Source organism: Saccharothrix sp. CCNWYY140 (genome assembly GCF_037401995.1).
Lineage (GTDB): Bacteria > Actinomycetota > Actinomycetes > Mycobacteriales > Pseudonocardiaceae > Actinosynnema.
Map to the genome: position 1 here is coordinate 1 of NZ_JBBEGC010000083.1, position 18,068 is coordinate 18,068.

Annotated in this window: 12 protein-coding genes; all 12 read right to left on the reverse strand. The window is 73.6% G+C overall.

The features are described 5' to 3' along the window. Window positions 1–213: 213 nt before the first annotated feature. The 12 genes from WBN91_RS28190 to WBN91_RS28245 all read right to left on the reverse strand — a co-directional run bounded on the left by WBN91_RS28190 (window position 214) and on the right by WBN91_RS28245 (window position 18,032). Window positions 214–2,577, reverse strand: a complete 2,364-nt coding sequence (locus tag WBN91_RS28190) for a xyloglucanase (protein WP_337723330.1) — start codon at window positions 2,575–2,577, stop codon at window positions 214–216. Between the two features lie 164 nt (window positions 2,578–2,741). Next, entirely contained in the window at window positions 2,742–5,471 is a 2,730-nt protein-coding gene (locus WBN91_RS28195; RefSeq protein ID WP_337723331.1) for an XRE family transcriptional regulator, read from the reverse strand. 157 nt (window positions 5,472–5,628) lie between these two features. Further along, on the reverse strand, window positions 5,629–8,808 hold the full coding sequence (locus WBN91_RS28200) for a S8 family serine peptidase (protein ID WP_337723332.1): 3,180 nt from the start codon (window positions 8,806–8,808) through the stop codon (window positions 5,629–5,631). 265 nt (window positions 8,809–9,073) lie between these two features. Continuing rightward, on the reverse strand, window positions 9,074–9,973 hold the full coding sequence (locus WBN91_RS28205) for a transketolase family protein (RefSeq protein WP_337723333.1): 900 nt from the start codon (window positions 9,971–9,973) through the stop codon (window positions 9,074–9,076). Next, complete coding sequence (locus tag WBN91_RS28210) at window positions 9,970–10,767, reverse strand: 1-deoxy-D-xylulose-5-phosphate synthase N-terminal domain-containing protein (protein ID WP_337723334.1); 798 nt, start codon at window positions 10,765–10,767, stop codon at window positions 9,970–9,972. The genes WBN91_RS28205 and WBN91_RS28210 overlap by 4 nt, the downstream gene beginning before the upstream one ends. Beyond that, window positions 10,764–12,599, reverse strand: coding sequence for a M20/M25/M40 family metallo-hydrolase (locus WBN91_RS28215; protein WP_337723335.1), 1,836 nt, complete (start codon window positions 12,597–12,599; stop codon window positions 10,764–10,766). The genes WBN91_RS28210 and WBN91_RS28215 overlap by 4 nt, the downstream gene beginning before the upstream one ends. Then, the gene (gene argC / locus WBN91_RS28220; protein WP_337723336.1) at window positions 12,596–13,636 is read right to left on the reverse strand and encodes an N-acetyl-gamma-glutamyl-phosphate reductase; all 1,041 of its coding nucleotides are present in this window, start codon (window positions 13,634–13,636) and stop codon (window positions 12,596–12,598) included. The genes WBN91_RS28215 and argC overlap by 4 nt, the downstream gene beginning before the upstream one ends. Window positions 13,637–13,670: 34 nt before the next feature. Beyond that, a complete protein-coding gene (locus WBN91_RS28225; protein ID WP_337723337.1) occupies window positions 13,671–14,990 on the reverse strand; it encodes an aminotransferase class I/II-fold pyridoxal phosphate-dependent enzyme in 1,320 nt (439 codons plus the stop codon). Next, a complete protein-coding gene (locus WBN91_RS28230) occupies window positions 14,987–15,592 on the reverse strand; it encodes a DegT/DnrJ/EryC1/StrS family aminotransferase (protein WP_337723338.1) in 606 nt (201 codons plus the stop codon). Before WBN91_RS28230 ends, WBN91_RS28225 begins: the two co-directional genes overlap by 4 nt. 24 nt (window positions 15,593–15,616) lie before the next feature. After that, entirely contained in the window at window positions 15,617–16,486 is an 870-nt protein-coding gene (locus WBN91_RS28235; protein ID WP_337723339.1) for a RimK family alpha-L-glutamate ligase, read from the reverse strand. Continuing rightward, a complete protein-coding gene (locus WBN91_RS28240; RefSeq protein WP_337723340.1) occupies window positions 16,483–16,662 on the reverse strand; it encodes a lysine biosynthesis protein LysW in 180 nt (59 codons plus the stop codon). Before WBN91_RS28240 ends, WBN91_RS28235 begins: the two co-directional genes overlap by 4 nt. An 86-nt stretch (window positions 16,663–16,748) precedes the next feature. Beyond that, entirely contained in the window at window positions 16,749–18,032 is a 1,284-nt protein-coding gene (locus tag WBN91_RS28245; RefSeq protein ID WP_337723341.1) for an APC family permease, read from the reverse strand. Between the last annotated feature and the right edge of the window lie 36 nt (window positions 18,033–18,068).

Genomic DNA, 18,068 nt, shown 5'->3' on the forward strand with positions numbered 1-18,068 from the left:
CTGGCCCGGCGAGGTCGGCGCGGCACGGCACGGCTGGCGCTGCTGGCCCGGCGCGGCTGGCCCGGCGAGGTCGGCGCGGCACGGCACGGCTGGCGCTGCTGGCCCGGCACGGCTGGCCCGGCGAGGCGCGGCGAGGCTGGCACGGCCGGCCCGGCGAGGCGCGGCTCCTGGATGGCGCGGTTCGGTGCGCGCCATCCAGGAGCGGCACCACCGTCAGATCGGGTCGCCGCAGATGACGCCGCGGCCGTTGGTGCCGAAGTAGACGCGGCCGTGGATGCGGGGGTCGCCGGTGATGGTGCTGCCGGTCCAGGCGTACTGGTGGCGGTCGTCGTTGATGCGGGTCCACGTTCGGCCCGCGTTGTCGGAGCGGAAGACCCCGCGCACGCCGTCGATGCGCAGGCTGGCGTAGACGGCCGGGTAGGTGCTTCCCGGTGCGGCCTTGCCGAAGCCCACGTTGTCGCCCTCCTCGATGCCCGGCAGGCGGGTGAACGAGGTGCCGCCGTCGGTCGAGCGCCACAGTCCGTAGACCTTGTCCGTCTTGCCGCCGCCGAGCCAGATGTCGCCCTCGTGGCCGGGTACCGGCTTGAAGCGGACGTTGCCCTCGGCGGGCAGGCCGGTCGCCGCGGTGGGCGCGAAGCTCTTCCCGCCGTCGGTGCTGCGGTAGAAAGTGCCGACGTGGCAGGCGTAGAAGACCGCCGGGTTGACGCGGTCCGCGCGCACCGCCGCGCCGGACGGGACGCCTTCGCACGCGGTCCACGTCGCTCCCGCGTCGGCGCTCCAGCTCACCGGCGCACCCGCGGGCGCCCACACGACCCGGCCTCCGTCCGCCGCGACCGCGACGGCGCCGTCCGCGACGCCCGGACCGGTCACGCCGGCCGGTTCGCTCCCCGAGGGGGTCCAGGTGTCGCCGCCGTCCGTCGAGATCCCGAAGCGCTGGGTCCAGCCGCTCGTGGGGTGGCCGACCCGGACGATCGTGCCGGGGGCCTTCTCCGCGAAGTCCAGGGCGACCGTCGTGCTGAAGGTGGGGCTGTCGTACATCTTCGGGGCGCGGGTGAAGTCGGTGTGCCGGAAGCCGCCGACGTCCCCGACCGCGGACAACAGGTGCGCGCCGACCGGAGGGCTGATCAACGACAGGACCGCGGTCTCCTCCAGACCGTGGGCGCGGACGTCGATCCGCACGGTGCCGCCGGTGTCCCAGGCGGTGAGGTTGTCGGAGCCGTAGATCGTGGCGCCGGTGCCGTAGAAGAAGCGGTCGGAGGAGAAGGGGTCGATCTCCAGCGCCTCGGTCATCCACCCCAGCTTCGGCACCGTCACGGGTGGCGCGGAGGTCGCGTTCCAGGTCAGCCAGGGGGACGCCGAGATGTCCATCGTGTAGCGGAACGTGCGCTCGCCGTCCGGCGCGAGGTCCCAGGCCCGGGTCCAGCTCGCGCCGCCGTCGGTGGAGCGGTAGATGATGATGTCGGGGTGCCAGCTGATCTGGGTGGCCACCATGAGCGTGCCGGGGTTGCGCCGGTCGAGGGACAGGCCGGAGTAGCCCCACCGGCAGTCGGGGCTGGTGGAGGGCACCGGGCTGATGCGCGTCCAGGTGTCGGTGGCGGTGTCGAGCTTCCACACGTCTCCCTTGCCGCCGTCGTACGGGCCGGCGGTGTCGCTCGTGGCCAGGTACAGGTAGCCGCTCTTGTGGTCGAACACCGCCTTGTGCGGGAGGAAGCCGGTGGGCTGGCCGGGCACCCGCTCCCAGGTGCGGCCCGCGTCGGTGGAGCGGTAGAGGATGTTCTCCTTGTCCGCCACCGTGACGTACAGCGTCCGGGTCGGCCGTCCACGCCGGCCGCCGCGCTTGTCGAACACGACCTGGAGCACGCCGAGGTTGTCGCCGTTGTAGCCGTCGGGGTCGTTGGGGTCCGGGACGAAGTTGCCGACGTTGGGGAAGCTCTCGACCTTCGCCCAGGTCTCCCCGTGGTCCACCGAGCGCCACAGACCGTTGCCGCCGCGCGCACCGAAGTAGAGGACGTTGTTGCGGTGCGGGTCGATCGCCAGGCGCTCGCCGATGCCGCGTCCCGGCATGTTCCCGCCCAGGCGGAACGGCAGCATGGTCGTCCGCCAGGTCCGGCCGCGGTCCGTCGAGCGCAGGATCGCGCCCATCGTCGGATCCCACTCCGGCATCGTGTAGGTGCCCACGGCCGCGTACACCCGGTCGGGGTCGACCTCGTCCGTGGCGACGCTGATGACCCCGGTGTGGCCGTAGTGGTCCCAGTCGACCCAGTCGAGCAGGGGGATCCAGCGCTTCGTGCGCTTGTCGAGGCGGTACGCGCCACCGATGTCGGTGCGCGCGTAGACCAGGCCCGGCTCGCTCTGGTTGAACACGATCCCGGTGACGAACCCCCCGCCCACGATCTCCGCGTTGCGCCAGGCGTACCTCTGGGAACGACCCGCCGAGGCGTTCGCGGCGCCGGCCGACAGCAGGGGAACCCCGCCCGCGACGACCGCGGCGGCAGCCGCCGCCGAGCGCAGGACGGTGCGCCTGCCGAGACCCGGTGCGGCCGGGCGGAGGGACGGGGAGTCGGGGGAACTCGACACTGGGATCACCCTTCGTCGCGGGGATGCGGGAGGCCGGCAATCGAAGCGCTTCGATAGCGTGAGGCCAGACCCTATGAGTGCCGAGGAGTGCCGCACAAGACGTTGTGCGCACGCCGGATATGCTGTTTAATCCCGACTTCGTCGAAGCGATTCGACTCCCGCCGTCACGGGCAGAGGGTTTGTTCCGGCACCCCGGGGAAGTGCGCGGCCCAGTCGACGCCGATGTCGTCGGCGCACACGTCGCGGACCACGCGGTCGACGTCGACCGCCAGGCGCCACAGTGCGCCGCCGCGGGACTCCAGCAGGAGCAGTTCGCCGTCGGCCGGTTCGTAGCGGGCCGCGCCGAACTCCGCACCTGTCGCGCGCAGGGACAGCGGTTCGCGGCTGCCGGTCAAGTCCCACAGGCGCACCGAGTCGCGGTGCACGGCGGTGAGGGCGTTGCCGTCTCGGGAGAACTCGAGCACGGCTTGTTCCGGGACCGCGTCGGCTTCCAGGAGCGTCGTTCCCCGTGCGTCGAGCACGGTGAGGTGGCCGCGATCGAGGTCGGAGACGGCGAGGGTGCCGCGTGGGCCGGTCGTCAGGGAAAGCCTCGCGGAGCGGCTGAGGACCGGGGTGACCCGGCCGTCCAGGGACCACACCTCCACGTCGCGGCGGTCGCCCTCGCGGCGGGTCAGGACCACGCCGGTGCCGTCCTGCAACGGGACAGCCGTCTCGACGCCCTCGACGGGCAGGCGGGTGCGGGTGGTGGCGCCGGGGCGCCAGTGGACCGCGGCGCCGTTCTCGACCGCGGTGACCAGGGTGCCCGCCGCGTCCATGCCCTGGGGGAACGGCACATCGGTCAGGGTGGCGGTCGGGCGGGGCACGTCGGGGTCGGCGAGATCCCAGAACTGGAACTCGCCGGAGCGGACCACCGCGACGGCGGTGCGCCCGTCCCCGCTGAGCAGGTACAGGAAACCGCCGGAGGGCAGGGTGAGCGCCCCTGCCCGCCGCCGCTCCGGCCCGCGACCGACCCACAGGCGGTAGGAGAGGCTCGAGGACGCGGGATCGGCCTCGAAGGACACGGCGATGTCGCCGGGTAAGCGCGCGTAGCCCGCGCCCAGGGTCGTGGCGGTGCTCGCCGCACGGGCGAGCAGCAGCGCGTCGCGGGACTGGGTGTTGGGTGCGACGCGGTGGGCGGCCAGGGCGAGGGCCGTCGCCTCGCGCGGGCGGGACAGCAGGTCCAAGGCCGCGTCCGCGGCGCGCAGCGACAGGGCCTGGTTGCGTTCGCGGGTGGCGGCGCGCTGGGTGGTGACCGCGTACGCGGCCGTGCCGGCCAGCAGCACGGTGAGCACGGCCAGGCACGCGACCAGTCGCCGCAGCCTGCGCACGCCCCGCTTGCGCTGTGCCTCCCGGTCGCGTTCGGCGGCCAAGCCCGCGTCGACGAACTCGCGTTCGACCCGGTTGAGGCGCGGGACCAGGGCGCGGGCCTGGTCGAGGTGGACGCCGCGGTACAGGGCGTCGGGGTCGCGGTCGTGGGCGCGCCACGACTCGGCCGCGCTGGTGAGCCGGCGGTGCGCGCGCAGCGCGTCGCGGTCCTCGGCCAGCCAGCCCACGAGCCTGGGCCACGCGCGCAGCAACGCCTCGTGGGTCAGCTCGACGGTGTCGCGGTCCAGCGCCACCAGCCGGGCCGCCGCGAGCCGGTCGAGCAGCGCGTCGCTCGCGTCCAGTTCCGCGCGGGCGACGCGGCGACGAGTGTCCTCGGTGCCGTCACCCGGTGCGACCAGGCGCTGGAACACCCGCCACGCCGCCTGCTTCTCCGGCTCGGGCAACGCCTCGTAGAACTCCTCGGCGGTGCGGGCCAGGGCGTGTTCGACGCCGCCGGCCTCCTCGTAGTCCGCCACCGTGAGCACCGTGCCGCGGCAGCGCCGCCACGTCTCGACCAGCACGTGCGACACCAGCGGCAACGCGCCCTGCTGCCCGGCGACGTCCGCGACCAGGCGAGCCACCAGCGCGTTCTCCACCGAAGCACCCCGGCGGGCGGCGGGTTCGACGACCGCGCGGCGCAGCTGCTCGGCGCTCATCGGCCCGACGAGCATCGGCGAGCGGTGCAGCGCGTCGAGCAGTTCGGGGTGGCGGGCGCAGTGGCCGTAGAAGTCGGCGCGCACGCCGATGACGACCCGGGCTGCCCCGGCGGCGTGGGTGAGCGCCCGCACCAGCCACCGCCGGTCGTCCTCCCGGCAGAGCGTGAAGACCTCCTCGAACTGGTCGACCACGAGCAGCGGCGTCTCGCCGGTGCGGCACAGCAGCACACGCAGGCGCTCGGGATCGGCGGCCAGTTCGGCGCGCAGGTCGGCGACGGACCGGTCGGCGGCCGGCTCGGCGCGGACGTCGGCCGCGGACCGGTCGCCGGCCAGTGCCGCCGCCAACTCGGTGATCGGGTCCGTGCCGGGCGTGATGACCACGTGCTCGCCCCACCGGGCCGCCAGGCCCGCCCGCAGCAGCGAGGACTTGCCCACCCCGGACGCGCCGAACACGCCGACGAACGGCAGTTCCCGCACCAGCTCCAACAGCGTGGCCACCTCGGCCTCCCGGCCGAAGAACAGGTCGGCGTCGGCGACCTGGTAGGCGGCCAGTCCCGCGTAGGGCGCGTCGCCGCGGTCGGGCTTCGCGGCCAGCTCCCGCCAGCGGGCGCTCCACTGCTCGACATCACCGCCGCAGGCCCGGACGAACGCCTTGGTCACCGCCAGACTGGGCAACCTGCGCCCCGCCACCGCCTCGGACAGCGCGGCCGGCGAGTAGTTCGCCAGGCGGCCCAGTTCGCGGTAGGAGGGCAGCCCGGCGGCACGCCGCAACCGCCGCAGGTCCCCCGCGAACTTGAGCACCGGCGTGTCCTCGTCGGCCAGAGGACGTTCCACCCTCGGCACCCTTGATCCCCCTTCGCCTCCCCCGATTCTCCCGGCGGGGGTGACGAGACGACGGCCGCCGTACGGCGCAGGCGACTGCGGCACCCGGCCTCGCACATGCCACAGCGGCGGCCCCCAAAAAGGGAACCGCCGCTGTGTCAACGAACCCCTACTTGAGCTTGTACGCCCGGATCAGGGTCTGCTCGAACGTGTTCCCCTTGCTGTCCGAGCCCTTCACCCGCAGCGAGACGTACGCCCCCGCCTTCGCCGCGTTCCGAACCATCGCGGTCCGGCCGATCACGGGAGCCTCCGCCCACGTGCCGCCGTCGTCGAACGACGCCTCGACCCGCACCCGCCGCACGTGCCCGTTGTCGCCGCCCTCCTGCTGGGTGATCACCAGCGGCACGGCCAGCAACCGACCTGCGCCGGTCGCCCCGTTCCCGTCCAGCTCCGGCGTGAAGCGGACGATGGTCAGCGGCACGGCCCGCAGCTCGTCACCGGGTGCGGTGTCGGAGCGGAACGTCCACGCCGTGTGCACGCGGGTGGTGAACTCGGAGACCTCGCTCGGCCGCGAGCTCTCCGCCTCCAGCCGGTACTGGGCCGACCCCGGCGGCACGGGGAACACCCCGATGCCGGGCAACGGCGTCTCGCCCACCTGCTGGCCGTCGCGGTACAGCGCGGTCCGGGACGTGCCGGTCAGCGAGTCGCCGCGGTTGCCCGCGCCGTCGCCGAACAGCCACAGGTCGGCCACCACCAGGTCGCCCACGCGGAACAGGTAGGGCCGCGCCGAGTGCGGCGGTGTCGGGCCGAGGACGGGGAAGCCGAACGCCTCCGCGTACCGCCGACCCGGCCGGTAGGTGCGGTCCGGGCTGATCAGCACGCTCTCCAGCGTCCCGGCCGTGCCCTGGAAGACCTCCCAGTGCCACTTCAGGTTCGCCGCCAGGACGTGGTCGATCGCGCCTCCCGACGGCTCGACCGCGACCAGGGAGCCGACCCCGTAGATGCCGTCGGACGTCGTGGGGAGGCCCGCGTGCTCGACGACCCGCCCGGGCCGGGCCGGACCGAACGCGGTGCGGACCTCGGTCAGCTCGCCCTTGCCCGGCGTGCGCGCGAACCCGGTCGGAGCCTTGCCGCGCTCCTCCCACGCGAGCCGGTAGTTCACCGGTTTCCCGTCGACCGGTGCGCCGGCGAGCTCCGCGCCGATCAGCACGCCGTACTGGTCCGCGGGCAGCCCCGGACCGCTGTTGCCCAGCGCCATGTCGGCCGGGAACCCTTGCGGGTACACAAGACCCATGAGGGCCGACACGTCCTCGAGGTGCCGGCCGAACACGATGGAGCCCAGCCCCGGCTTGGCGGCCTTGTCGGGCGCCGAGATCTTCACCGGACCCGAGGTGCGCGCGTCGAAGACCACCTCGGTGTCGCCGGAGACGGTGATGTCCGGCCGGAGCAGCACCGTCGTGTCGGCCGAGCCGAAGCGGTGCTCGGACAGGGCCGTGTAGACGCCCTTGGGCAGGCGGGTGGTGACGTCGCCGTCCGCGTCGGTGATGATGTTGAACCGGTTGTTGGTGACGCCGAGGAGCAGGGCGGCGTAGCTGGGCTCGGGCTTGCCCGACCGGTCGAGTTGCGTGATCCGGACGTTGTAGCTCTCCACCTCGCGGGTGATCGCCACGGGCGTGCTCAGCACCACGTCCGTGCCGCTGCGGGCCACCACCAGGCCGGAGTACGCGCCGTCCGCGGAGCCGGACTTGGCGTCACCGGTCACGGTCACCGCCGCCTCACCGCCTGCCGGCACGGTCACCGTGGACGGGGAGACGGTGAACACCCCTGCGGGGGCGGGTGTGCCGTCGGGGTTGCGGGCCTCGGCGGTCAGGTCGAGGGTCACCGGCGCGGAGCCCGCGTTGCGGTAGGTCAGCGCCTTGCTCAGCGGGACGTCGTCGCCGTGCGGCCACTCCTGCACCCCCAGGCTGACGCTCGTGGGCGACGTGGTGAGCGTGGTGGTCATGACCTTGGCCGAGTCGACGCGGCCGGAGCCCTGGTCGAACACGGTCAGGTCCGGGTTGGGCTTGGCCGACGCCGTCAACGCGGCCTTGAGCCGGTCGCCCGACCAGTCGGGGTGCTGCTGGGCCAGCAGCGCGGCGGCGCCCACGACGTGCGGAGTCGCCATCGACGTGCCGGACATGGCCAGGTGGTCGGCCGGTCCCGCGCCCGGCAAGGCCCGTGACTTGGCGGCCACGATGTCCACGCCCGGCGCGGTGATGTCGGGCTTGATCCCGCCGTCGCCGATGCGCGGACCGCGGCTGGAGAAGGGCGCGATGCTGTCGTCCCGGTCCACCGCGCCGACGGTCAACGCCGCCTCCGCGCTGCCCGGCGAGCCCACGGTCTCGGCCGCGCCGCTGTTGCCGGCGGCGACGACGAACAGCGTGCCGTGCGCCGCGGACAGCGTGTTGACCGCTTCCTCCAGCAGGTCGACCTCCGGCCCGTCGGCGCCGCCCAGGCTGACGTTCACCACGTCCGCGCCCTGCTCGGCGGTCCAGCGCAGGCCTTCGAGGATCGCGGACTCGGTGCAGCCCGCCTGCCCGCACACCTTGGCGTCGAGCAGTTGCGCGCCCGGCGCGACACCGCGGTACGGCGTGCCGGTGCTCGCGATGGTCGACGCGACGTGCGTGCCGTGGCCGATGTGGTCAGTGGCGTCGGGGTCGCTGGTGAAGTTGCGCTCGGCGACCTCCCGGCCCACCAGGTCGGGGTGCCCGCCGTCGACGCCGGTGTCCACGACGCCGACCTTCACGCCCACGCCGGTGTACCCGGCCGCCCACGCGGCGGGCGCGCCGATCTGCGCGACACTGCGGTCCAGCACGGGCCGGCGCACGCCGTCCAGCCAGACCTTCGCCACGCCGGGGGCGTTCAACAACGCCTGCCAGTCGCCCCCGGACGCCTTGTCCGCCGTCGTCGCGACGGCCCGCACGGTCGGCAACTCGCGTTCGACCCGCAGCGCGCCAAGTGCCACTGGAGCGTCGCCGGAGCGCGTGACGATCAGCGGCACGCGGTCGCGGTGCGCGTCGTCGTAGCCCGCTTCGACCAGACCGGTGACGTCGAACAGCCGCGCGTCCAACCGGCCCTCGGCGAGCGGACGGGCCGCGTCACGCGGGACGACGTGCACGTGCCCCTCGCGCTGGAACGTCCAGTAACCGATGCCTTCCCGCCCCGCGCCCTGGATGACCGACGCGACCCGGTCCCCGTCGAGCACGACCCGGTCCCCGCTGACGAGCGTGACGACCCTCCGCGCCCCGACCTCGTCGTGTGCACCGCCGGCCGGTGCCGCCGCCGCGGGTGTCGCCAGTGGCACCGCCATCGCGGCGGCCACCCCCAGGACGACCCCCGCCGCCGTGCGCCTTCGTGATCTCGAACCCGACACGAGTTCCTCCCAATCCCTCGGTGGAGGTCGGCGCCGCCGAGCCCGCCGGCGGTTTGTCGCCACGTAGGGGCGTGGGACGCGGGCTCGGTGACGCCGACCGGTTCGCCACGCTAGGGACTCGTGCTTTGTTCAGGGCCTCCACCTCGGTGCTGAACAACGTTCTCCGGACAACGCGGGGCCGTTCGGGGCAACGCGGGCACCCTCAGACCGCGGCCAGCACGTGCGCCAGGTCCAACCCGAGCCCGGCCAGCACCTCGTCGTGGGTACCGCCCTCGGACGGCCACTCCACGCCGGCGTTCACCCCGACCACCGCGACCTCCGGCATCAGCAGTGCCAACGTGCTCGCCACCCCGCCGGTCGGGCGGTGCTCCTCGACCACGACGAACCGCGAGTACCGCGAGCCCCGCAGCTGTTCCGCCACAGCCGTCAGCGACGCGTGGTCGACGAAGCACAGGTGTGCATGGCCCAACTCTGGTCGCTGTTCGCACGCCGCCAGCGCCAGCGACGTCCCGACCTCGCCCACCGACACCACGCACACGTCGGATGACCCGGTGTCCGCCCAGTTCACCAGGGGCAGCTCGCCGTCGAAGGGCAGGCTGACCGCCGCCGCGGTGCGTCCGGTCCGGACGTAGAACGGACCCGAGCCGGCGGCTGCGGCCCGGATCACCGCCCGGGTCTCGGCCTCGCCGTAGGGCGCGGCGATGGTGATGCCTGGGAAGCTCTGCACCACCGCCAGGTCCTCCAGGCAGTGGTGCGTGGTCCCGAACCACGCTCCCGACACCCCGGCGTAGGGCGCGACCACGACCACGCCGGCGCCCAGGTAGCCCATGCTCAGCTTCATGCTCTCGGCGGCGCGCAAGGTCGCGAACGGCGCGAACGTGCTGACGAACGGCCGGTAGCCCGCCGACGCCAACCCCGCCGCCATGTCGATCATGGTGGCCTCGGCGATGCCGAGGTTGAAGAACCGGTTCGGGTGCTCCTGCGCGAACGGGTGCTTCCGCCCGCCGAGGTCCGCCTCGAAGCACACCAGGCGCGGGTCGTGCCGGGCCAGTTCGGTGAGCTCGGCGCGGTACGCCTCCCGCCCGGACAGCACGGCGCTCACCTGATCATCCGCTTCCACTTGGCCGCCCTCGCCGCGTCGATGGTCACGTAGTGCGCGCCCGGCTTGCCCTCCACCGGCGGCACGCCCTTGCCCTTCACGGTGTGCGCGATCACCGCGCGTGGTCGGTCGCCGGTCGGCGCGCCCAGCACCGCACGCAGCGCACCCAGGTCGTGTCCGTCCACTTCGGACACCTCGAAGCCGAACGCGGCGAAGCGTGCGTCCAGGTCCGGCAATGGCGAGATGTCCGCCACCAGGCCGTCGTTCTGCCCGCCGTTGCGGTCCACGACGACGACCAGGTTGGCCAGCCGCTGTGCCGCGGCGACCTGGCACGCCTCCCACACCAGCCCTTCCTGGAGCTCGCCGTCGCCGGTGACCGCGATGCCGAGCCCGGTGCCGCCGGACAGCTTCTGCGCGAGCGCCCACCCCGCCGCGTACGGCACGCCGTGCCCGAGGCTGCCGGTCGGGAACCGCACACCGGGCACCGCCGGGCTCGGGTGGCCGGTGTAGTGGTGGCCCGCCAGCCCGTACAGCGGCGCGGGGTTCTCCGCCAGCCGCCCGGACACGTGCAGCGCGGCGTACAGCGCCGCCGCCGCGTGCCCCTTGCTCAGCACGACCTCCGTGCCGTCGTCCGCCGCCGCCCGGTCGAACGCGGCGATGAGGATGTCCAGCACGGACAGGCTCCCGCCCAGGTGGCACCCGGTCGGCTGAGCCGCCATGTCGACCACGAGCCGGCGCGCCCGCACCGCCCGTTCCGCCAGCACCTCCAGCGAAGTGCCCGCCACCATCCCGGTCATCCCGCCGCCCCCGTCAACGCGATCCAGTCCCGCACGGCGTCGGCCAGCACCGCCCGCGCGGCCAGGACGTCCGCCCCGGTGATCCGCTCGTCGGCGGTGTGGTCGAACGCCGAGTCACCCGGCCCGTAGGCGACCATCGGCACGTCCCGCCACGTCGTGGCGAGCGTGTTCATGTCGGAGGTGCCCTTCTTCACGAGGTACCTCGGCCGCAGCCCGTGCCGCGCGAACGCCCGGCCGAACGCCTTGGCCGGCGGGGTCGACCGCTTGCCCACGAATCCCGGCGTGCACCGCAGCACCTCCACCGACTCGTGCCGCAGGGCCGCCGTGGTGAGCGCGTCCAGGTCCGTGCCGGGCGGGACGCGGAAGTTCAGCACCGCTTCGGCCGTGTGGTGGTCGGGCAGGTGCCCGCTGCCCAGCGAGATCAGCGCGCTCAGCGCCTCCGGCATGATCTTCAGCAGGTCGTCCCGGATGGCCTGGGCCAGCTCGACCACCGCGTCCGGCGCGGACACCGCGTCCTTGCCGGCGGAGTGGCCGGTGGGCGTGCGCACCTCCAACCGCAGCTTGAACAACCCGAAGTAGCCCAGGGTCACCGCGTCCACCCCGCTCGGCTCGCCGACGACCACCGCGTCGGCCGGGTAGTGGTCGCGGACGTGGAACGCGCCGCGCGAGGACGACACCTCCTCCTCCACCGCGCCGACCACCCGCAGCTGGTACCCCGGCGGCACGTCGCAGGCGGCGAGCACCTCGACGAAGTTGACCAGGCACCCCTTGGCGTCCACGCTCCCCCGCCCGGTCAGCACGTCACCGTCCCAGCGCGCCGGCCAGGGGAACGGCACGGTGTCCAGGTGGCCGAGCATCAGCAGCCGGTGCGGCGCGCCGGATTCGCCCTTGGTCGCGACGAAGTTGCCGACCTCGTCCACGAACGCGTCGATCCCGCGTTCGACGCACCACGTGACCAGGTACCGGGCCAGTTCGCCTTCGTCGTGGGACACCGACGGGATGGCCACCACCCGGCTCAGCAGGTCCAGCTCCGGCCGGGGTGGCGGTTGCGGCCAGAACCGGGTGGTGCCGGCCGGGTTGTGCAGGGTGTGCGGTCCGGTGATGGCGACGTCCGCGCTGCCCGACAACGCGAGTTCGGCGGCCCGGACCTTCTGCCGCATCCGGCCGCGAGCGTGCTCGCCACCCTCTCCCGGGTGCAGGTCGGTGATCGTGGTGGTCGGGTCGTCCTTGTCGGCGAGCAACCCGGGTGTGCCGGTGACCAGTCGCAGGTGGTCGGCGTGCAGGGCGTTGGACAGTTCGGCGGCCAGCACGTCGGCGTCCACGTTGAGCGGGGTGCCGCCGTCTGTGGCCGCCACCGGCGGTGACAGCACGACGACGTCGTAGGCGTCGAGCAGAGCGCTGAGCCGTGTGACGTCCACCGACGCCACCGTGCCGATGCGGTGGTCGCGCACGATCCGCGGCTTCCCGTCGACCGACGCCCGCAGCGGACCGGCCGGGGTGGCGGTGACCAGCCCCGACGCCCCGGTGGCGGTGAACACCGCGAGCCCGTGCGCCGCCAGCCCGGACCGCGCGCCGGGCAGCGTGACCCGCTCGTACGCGTCCACGAGGTGCGCCATCTCCTCGGGCGTGCAGTGCCGGACCTCGTCACCGTTGCGCAGCCGCAGCATCGGCACCTCACGGCCGATCGCCCGGTAGTGCGCCGCGATGCCCGCCGCGCCACCCGCGACGACCAGCACCCGTGCCCGCCGCGCCAGGTCCGCGACCTCGGCGAACACCGAGGGGTGGGCCAGGGTCGCGCTGCCGAGCTTCACCACGTGCAGGGCGGGTCTCATGGGGCCACCGCCGTGAACGGCAGACCGGTGTGCTCGGGCAGGCCGAACACCTGGTTCAACGTCTGCACCGCCTGTCCGGCCGCGCCCTTGATCAGGTTGTCCAGGGCGGCGATGGTGACGCACCGGTCGCCCCGCACGCGCGGCGCGACCTCGGCGACGTTCGACCCGACCACCGCCTTCACCCCGGGCAGGCCGTGGTTGCGGACCCGGACGAACGGCGTCTGCCGGTACGCCTTGACGTACGCGCGCTTGACGTCGACCTCCGACACGCCCGGCCGCAGCCGCGAGTACGCCGTCACCAGGATGCCGCGCGCCACGTCCAGGCTGTGCGTGGAGAACTGGAGGTCCACGTCCACCCCGGTCAGCGTGCGCAGCGCCTCGACGACCTCCGGCCCGTGCCGGTGGCCGTGCGGTTTGTGCGGCCGGAAGTCGCCGAACCGGTCGGCCGGGTGCTCCGCCGAGGTCCGGCCGCTGCCGCTGGACCCGGTCTTGGCGTCCACCACCGGGTCCGGCTCGACCAACCCCTCGGCCAGCAGCGGGTACAGCGCGTAGAGGGAGGTGACGGCCATGCACCCGGGCAGGTTCAGGAACCTCTCCCTCGGCGTGGCGAACTCCGGAACGTGGTAGGAGAACGGCTCGGTCCACGCGGCCGATTCCGGGTAGTGCTTCTCTGCCGCCACGGGATCGCTGAGCCGGAAGTCGCCGGCCAGGTTGACCACGTGCTTGGCGCGCTCGGCCAGCAACGGCATCCGGGCGGGCAGCTCCCCGCCCGGCAGGCAACCGAAGGCGATGTCCACATCGGACAGTTCGGCCAGCGGTCGCAGCTTCAGCCCGGCGACGGCCGGGTGGTTGCGCACGGCGGGCAGCACCCGGTCCACCGGCATCCCCGCGCTGCGTTCCGAGGACAGGAACGCCAACTCCACGTGCGGGTGGTCCAGCAGCAGCCGGACCAGCTCGCCCCCGGTGTACCCGGTAGCACCGACGACGGCGACCCGCACCCGCCCCGCGCCCTCCGCCTGCGCGGCGGTCCCGGCCACGCCGGCCGAAGGTCCCACTCCGGTCCGCGTCGACTCAGCCAAGGCGGGCCGCCTTCTCGTGCGGCAGCGGGAACTCCCGGCCGGCGACCAGCTTGCGGATGGCGTCCGGCCGGCGGGCCACCTTGGCGAACGCGTGCCCGTACCGCTCCAGCCGCTCGTACTCGACCGGCGACCGCAACTCCCGGCACAACACCAGGGTGCTCGCGAGCATCTCCAGCGTGACCGGGAAGTCCTCGGGCACGTAATCCCGAGCCGCCGCCGGGTTCAAGCTGAACGGATAGCCGCCGCCGAACCCCTCGCGCCGCCGGAACGGCACGTGGCACGGGATCGGCGTGTTCTGCCACTCGCGCGCCGGAACCCCTTCCGCGACAAGCAGTTCGTGCACGACCTCCTTCACCGCGTGCACGGGCAGGTCGCCGAGGCCGACCGCGTCGGGGTGCAACCCGATCCGGTACATGTTGTACGCGTGCGTGCGACCCTCGGGCACGTGCGGCGCGCTGAACAGACCGGTCTCCCCCAGCACCTCGCCCAGTCGGGCGGCGTTGCGGGCGCGGATCTCGTCGTAGTACGGCAGCCGTTCCAGCTGACTGGCGCCGAAGGCCGCCACGATCCACGACATGCCGTAGTCGATGCCGTGCCGCTCCACGTACTCGGCCGCGCGGGCGTGCGCTTCGGCGGAGGCGAAGAACGCGATCCCGCCCTCGCCGCCGACCGGGAAGTTCTTGTCCGCCATCAGGCTCTGCCCGGCCGCGTCGCCGATCGAGCCGGTGACCCGCCCGTCGAAGCGGGCCGAGTGCGCGTGCGAGGCGTCCTCGACCAGCGCCAGGCCGTGCCGGTCGGCCACCGCGCGCAACGCGGTCAGGTCCGCGGGCAGGCCGTGCACGTGCACCGGCATGATCGCCTTGGTCCGGTCGGTGACGGCACGTTCGGCGGCGGCCGGGTCGAGGCAGTAGGTGTCCCGCTCGATGTCGGCGAACACCGGGACCGCGCCCGCCGCGACGACCGCCTGCGCGGTGGCGATGAAGGTGAACGCGGGCACGACCACCTCGTCACCCGGCCGCACGCCCGCGCCGACCAGCGCCAGGTGCAGGCTGGAGGTGCCGCTGGCGGTCGGGATGGCGTGCGCCGCGCCCACGTACTCGCGGTACGCCTCGGTGAAGTCCGCGACGACCTTGGCCGGGTCGACGCGGGTGGACAGCAGCACCTTGAACACGTCTTCCTTGGTGATGACCGGGAAGACCGTGCGGCGCAGGCCGGCGGGGACGACCGGCGGGCCGTCCAGCGCGGCCAGCTCCTCGGTCACGTCCTCGGCGCGCGGCAACGGCAGCGGCGCTTTCGGGAAATCGGTGTTCACGCCCGCGCTCCTGTGGTGAGGGCCATCCGGGCGCACGCGGCGACCAGGGGGCTGAGCCGGTAGTTGAACTGCACGCCGCCGACACCGTCGTCGGCCTCGGTCTGGGTCCACATGGTGCGCAGGTCGAACGTGCCGAAGATCTTCAGCCGCTCGGCGCGCCGCCACGCGTCCTCGTCGTCGAGCAGCACCGCCGCCGCCGGGCCGAAACCGAGCCCGGTCAGGTCCAGCACCACCGCGGGCGCGCCGACGGTGGTGGCGAGCAGCGGACCCAGCCTGCCGACGTCCTCCGGGGTGACGGCCAGGTGGGCGAACGCGGGCGTGCCGTCCTCCCGCGCGCGGACGCCGAGCCAGGCGAGGAACCGGCGGTGGCTGTCGTCCAGGGCGGGTGCGACGACGTCGTCGCCGTGGCCCAGCCCCAGTCCCGCCAACGCCGAGTGGAGACCGGCGGTGGCGCTGTTGACCAGCGTGACGTGCGGCCGTCCGCCGACCTTGCGCAGCAACCGTTCCAGCGCGGGCAGTTCGCGGTCGTTGCGCTCGATGCTCATGATCACACCGGAGGCCAGCACCCTGCTGAGCACTACCGCGGTGTCGAAGTGGTCCATCGTGCACTCCCCCAGTCCGGTGGTTCAGGCGGCGGCGAGGTGGCGGACGCGGTCGGCCAGGAAGCCCGCGAGGTGCGCGGCGACGTCCACGCCGTGCAGCGCGGACGACTTGGCGAACTCCGGGTTGGCGTTGACCTCCAACACCTTCAGCTCGCCGGTCCGGACGTCCTCCAGCAGGTCCACGCCGTAGAAGCCGGGGCCGAGCAGCGCCACCACGCGGTCGCACAGGTCCCGGACCACCGGGGTGATCTCGGTCCGCCGCACGGTCGCGCCGAGGTGGGTGTTGGTGCGCCAGTCGTCCGAGGCGCGCTCGATGGCCACCACCGGCTCCGTGCCGACGACCACGACACGCAGGTCGTGGCCGGGCTTCTCGACGTACTCCTGCACCAGGACGGGGAACAGCTTCCCCGCCGCGTCGGCGGACTCGCGGCCACCCGTCCACGCCTCCAGGCAGGCCGGGTCGGTCAACCGCACCACACCGCGCCCCCAGGAGCCGCTGAGCGGTTTGACCACGACCGGCCACCCCAGCGACAGCGCGATGTCCCGCACCTGGTCGTGGCCGAACGCGTGCAGCGAGCGCGGGTGCGGGACGCCGTGCCGCCCGAACAGCAGCGCCTGCGCGCCCTTGTCGTGGCAGATGTCCAGCGCCGTGCCGGTGTTCAGGGTCGGCACGCCGAGGTGGCCGAGCCGGTGCGCGATGCCCGCCGCCTCGCGGTGGGACAGGTTGCGCAGCAACGCGACGGCGGGCGGCGGCGCCGACCCGTTGAGCACGTGGCCGATGTCCGCGGCGAGGGCGGTCTCGACGCTGAGGCCCGCCGCGCGCAACGCGTCCAGCAGGAGTCGTTCGTCGGGCCGCACCATCGTCACCGACAGCAGGACGTCCGGCCCGGTCACTCGCCCCAGTCCTCTTCGACCTCCGGCGCGAACGCGACTTCGAAGCGCCCGTCGGCCGCCTCGACGACCTCGTGCTCCTGGCCGCACGACCCGCATTCGACGATCTCGCCCTTTTCGGTGCCCTGCGCCACTTCCAGCGCGGTGTCGCAGACGAGGCAGCTGACGGTTGCGATCATTTCTCTGCTCCGTGTGGTTGGTCGGTGGCGACCGCGAGCGGGCACGGCGAATACCGCCCCCGTCGCGGTCGACGATTCCGATCGGACTAGTGCGTTGTCCCGTGGATGGAGTTTTCGACGGGTTCCGGAACGGCCGCCCGCGGCCGACTGGAGTAGGTCACCGCGATTCCCGCGAGCACCGCGGGCACCAGCAGGAAGTAACCCGAGAAGACCAACACGACGCCCATCACGACCAGGGCGACGACCGTGCCCCACCAGACGGGCGAACGCCGGGGCAGCAACCGGAGGCCCGCCGCGAGCCCGGCCACCGTCACCGCGATGAAGCACGTCGAGGCGGCCAGCATCACGTCACCCAGTTCCAGGCCGAAGCCGAGGGCGGCGGCCGACAGCGCGAGGCTCAGCACGAACAGCAGGCCCAGGCTGCGCCGGGGCACCTCGCCCGCCGCGTGGCCGCGGCTCAGCCACGCGGGCAGCGCGCCGTCCCGCGCCAGCGCCGCACCGAGCCGGGACGCGCCCGCCAGGTAGGCGGTCATGGTGCCGAAGGTCAGCACGATCGCCAGCCCCGCCGTCACCACGCCCGCCGCCGGACCGACACCGCGTTCCAGCAGCAGGGTCAGCGGGGCGCTCGACCCGGCCAGTTCGGGGCCCAGGACCAGGGTGGTGGTCAGGGCGAGGCCCAGGTACAGCACGGCGACCACGATGAGCGTGAGGATCGCGGTGCGGCGCAGGTCGCGGCGGGGGTCGCGGAACTCGCCGGACAGGTGGGTGACCGCCTCCCAGCCCGCGAAGGTGAAGAACAGCAGGCTCGCCGCGTGCCCGACGGACAGCCAGCCGTGCGGAGCGAACGGGGTGAGGTTGTCGGTGTCGGACTGCGGCAACGCGGTGATCACCGCGACCAGCAACAGCACCGCGAGCAGGCTGATCAGGCCGAGCTGCACGCGCCCGGAGACCTTGAGGCCGACCGCGTTGATGCCGAACGCCGCCACCAGCAGGACCGCGGCGATCGCCAGCGCCTGCCGGTCACCGCCGCCCAGGGCGTGCGCGACGTACTGGCCGCCGACGAACGCGGTCGCGGGCGCCCCGGCGGGCAACGCGAAGTAGAACCAGTAGCCGACCGCGCCCGACGCGCGCGGCCCCCACGCCTTGGCCACGAACGTCGCGATGCCGCCGCCGTCCGGGTACTCCGAGCCCATCGCGGCGAAGCTCAACGCCACCGGCACGCAGAACACCACCAGCCCCGCCCAGGCGACCACGGCGGCCGGCCCGGCCTCGGCCGCGGCGAGCGCGGGCAACGCGAGAATGCCCGCACCCAGGATGGCCCCCACGTATATCGCGGTGCCCTGAGCCAACCCAATGCGATGAGCACTCATAAGCGTGCACCGCCTCCCCGACGTCGCCCGGGAACG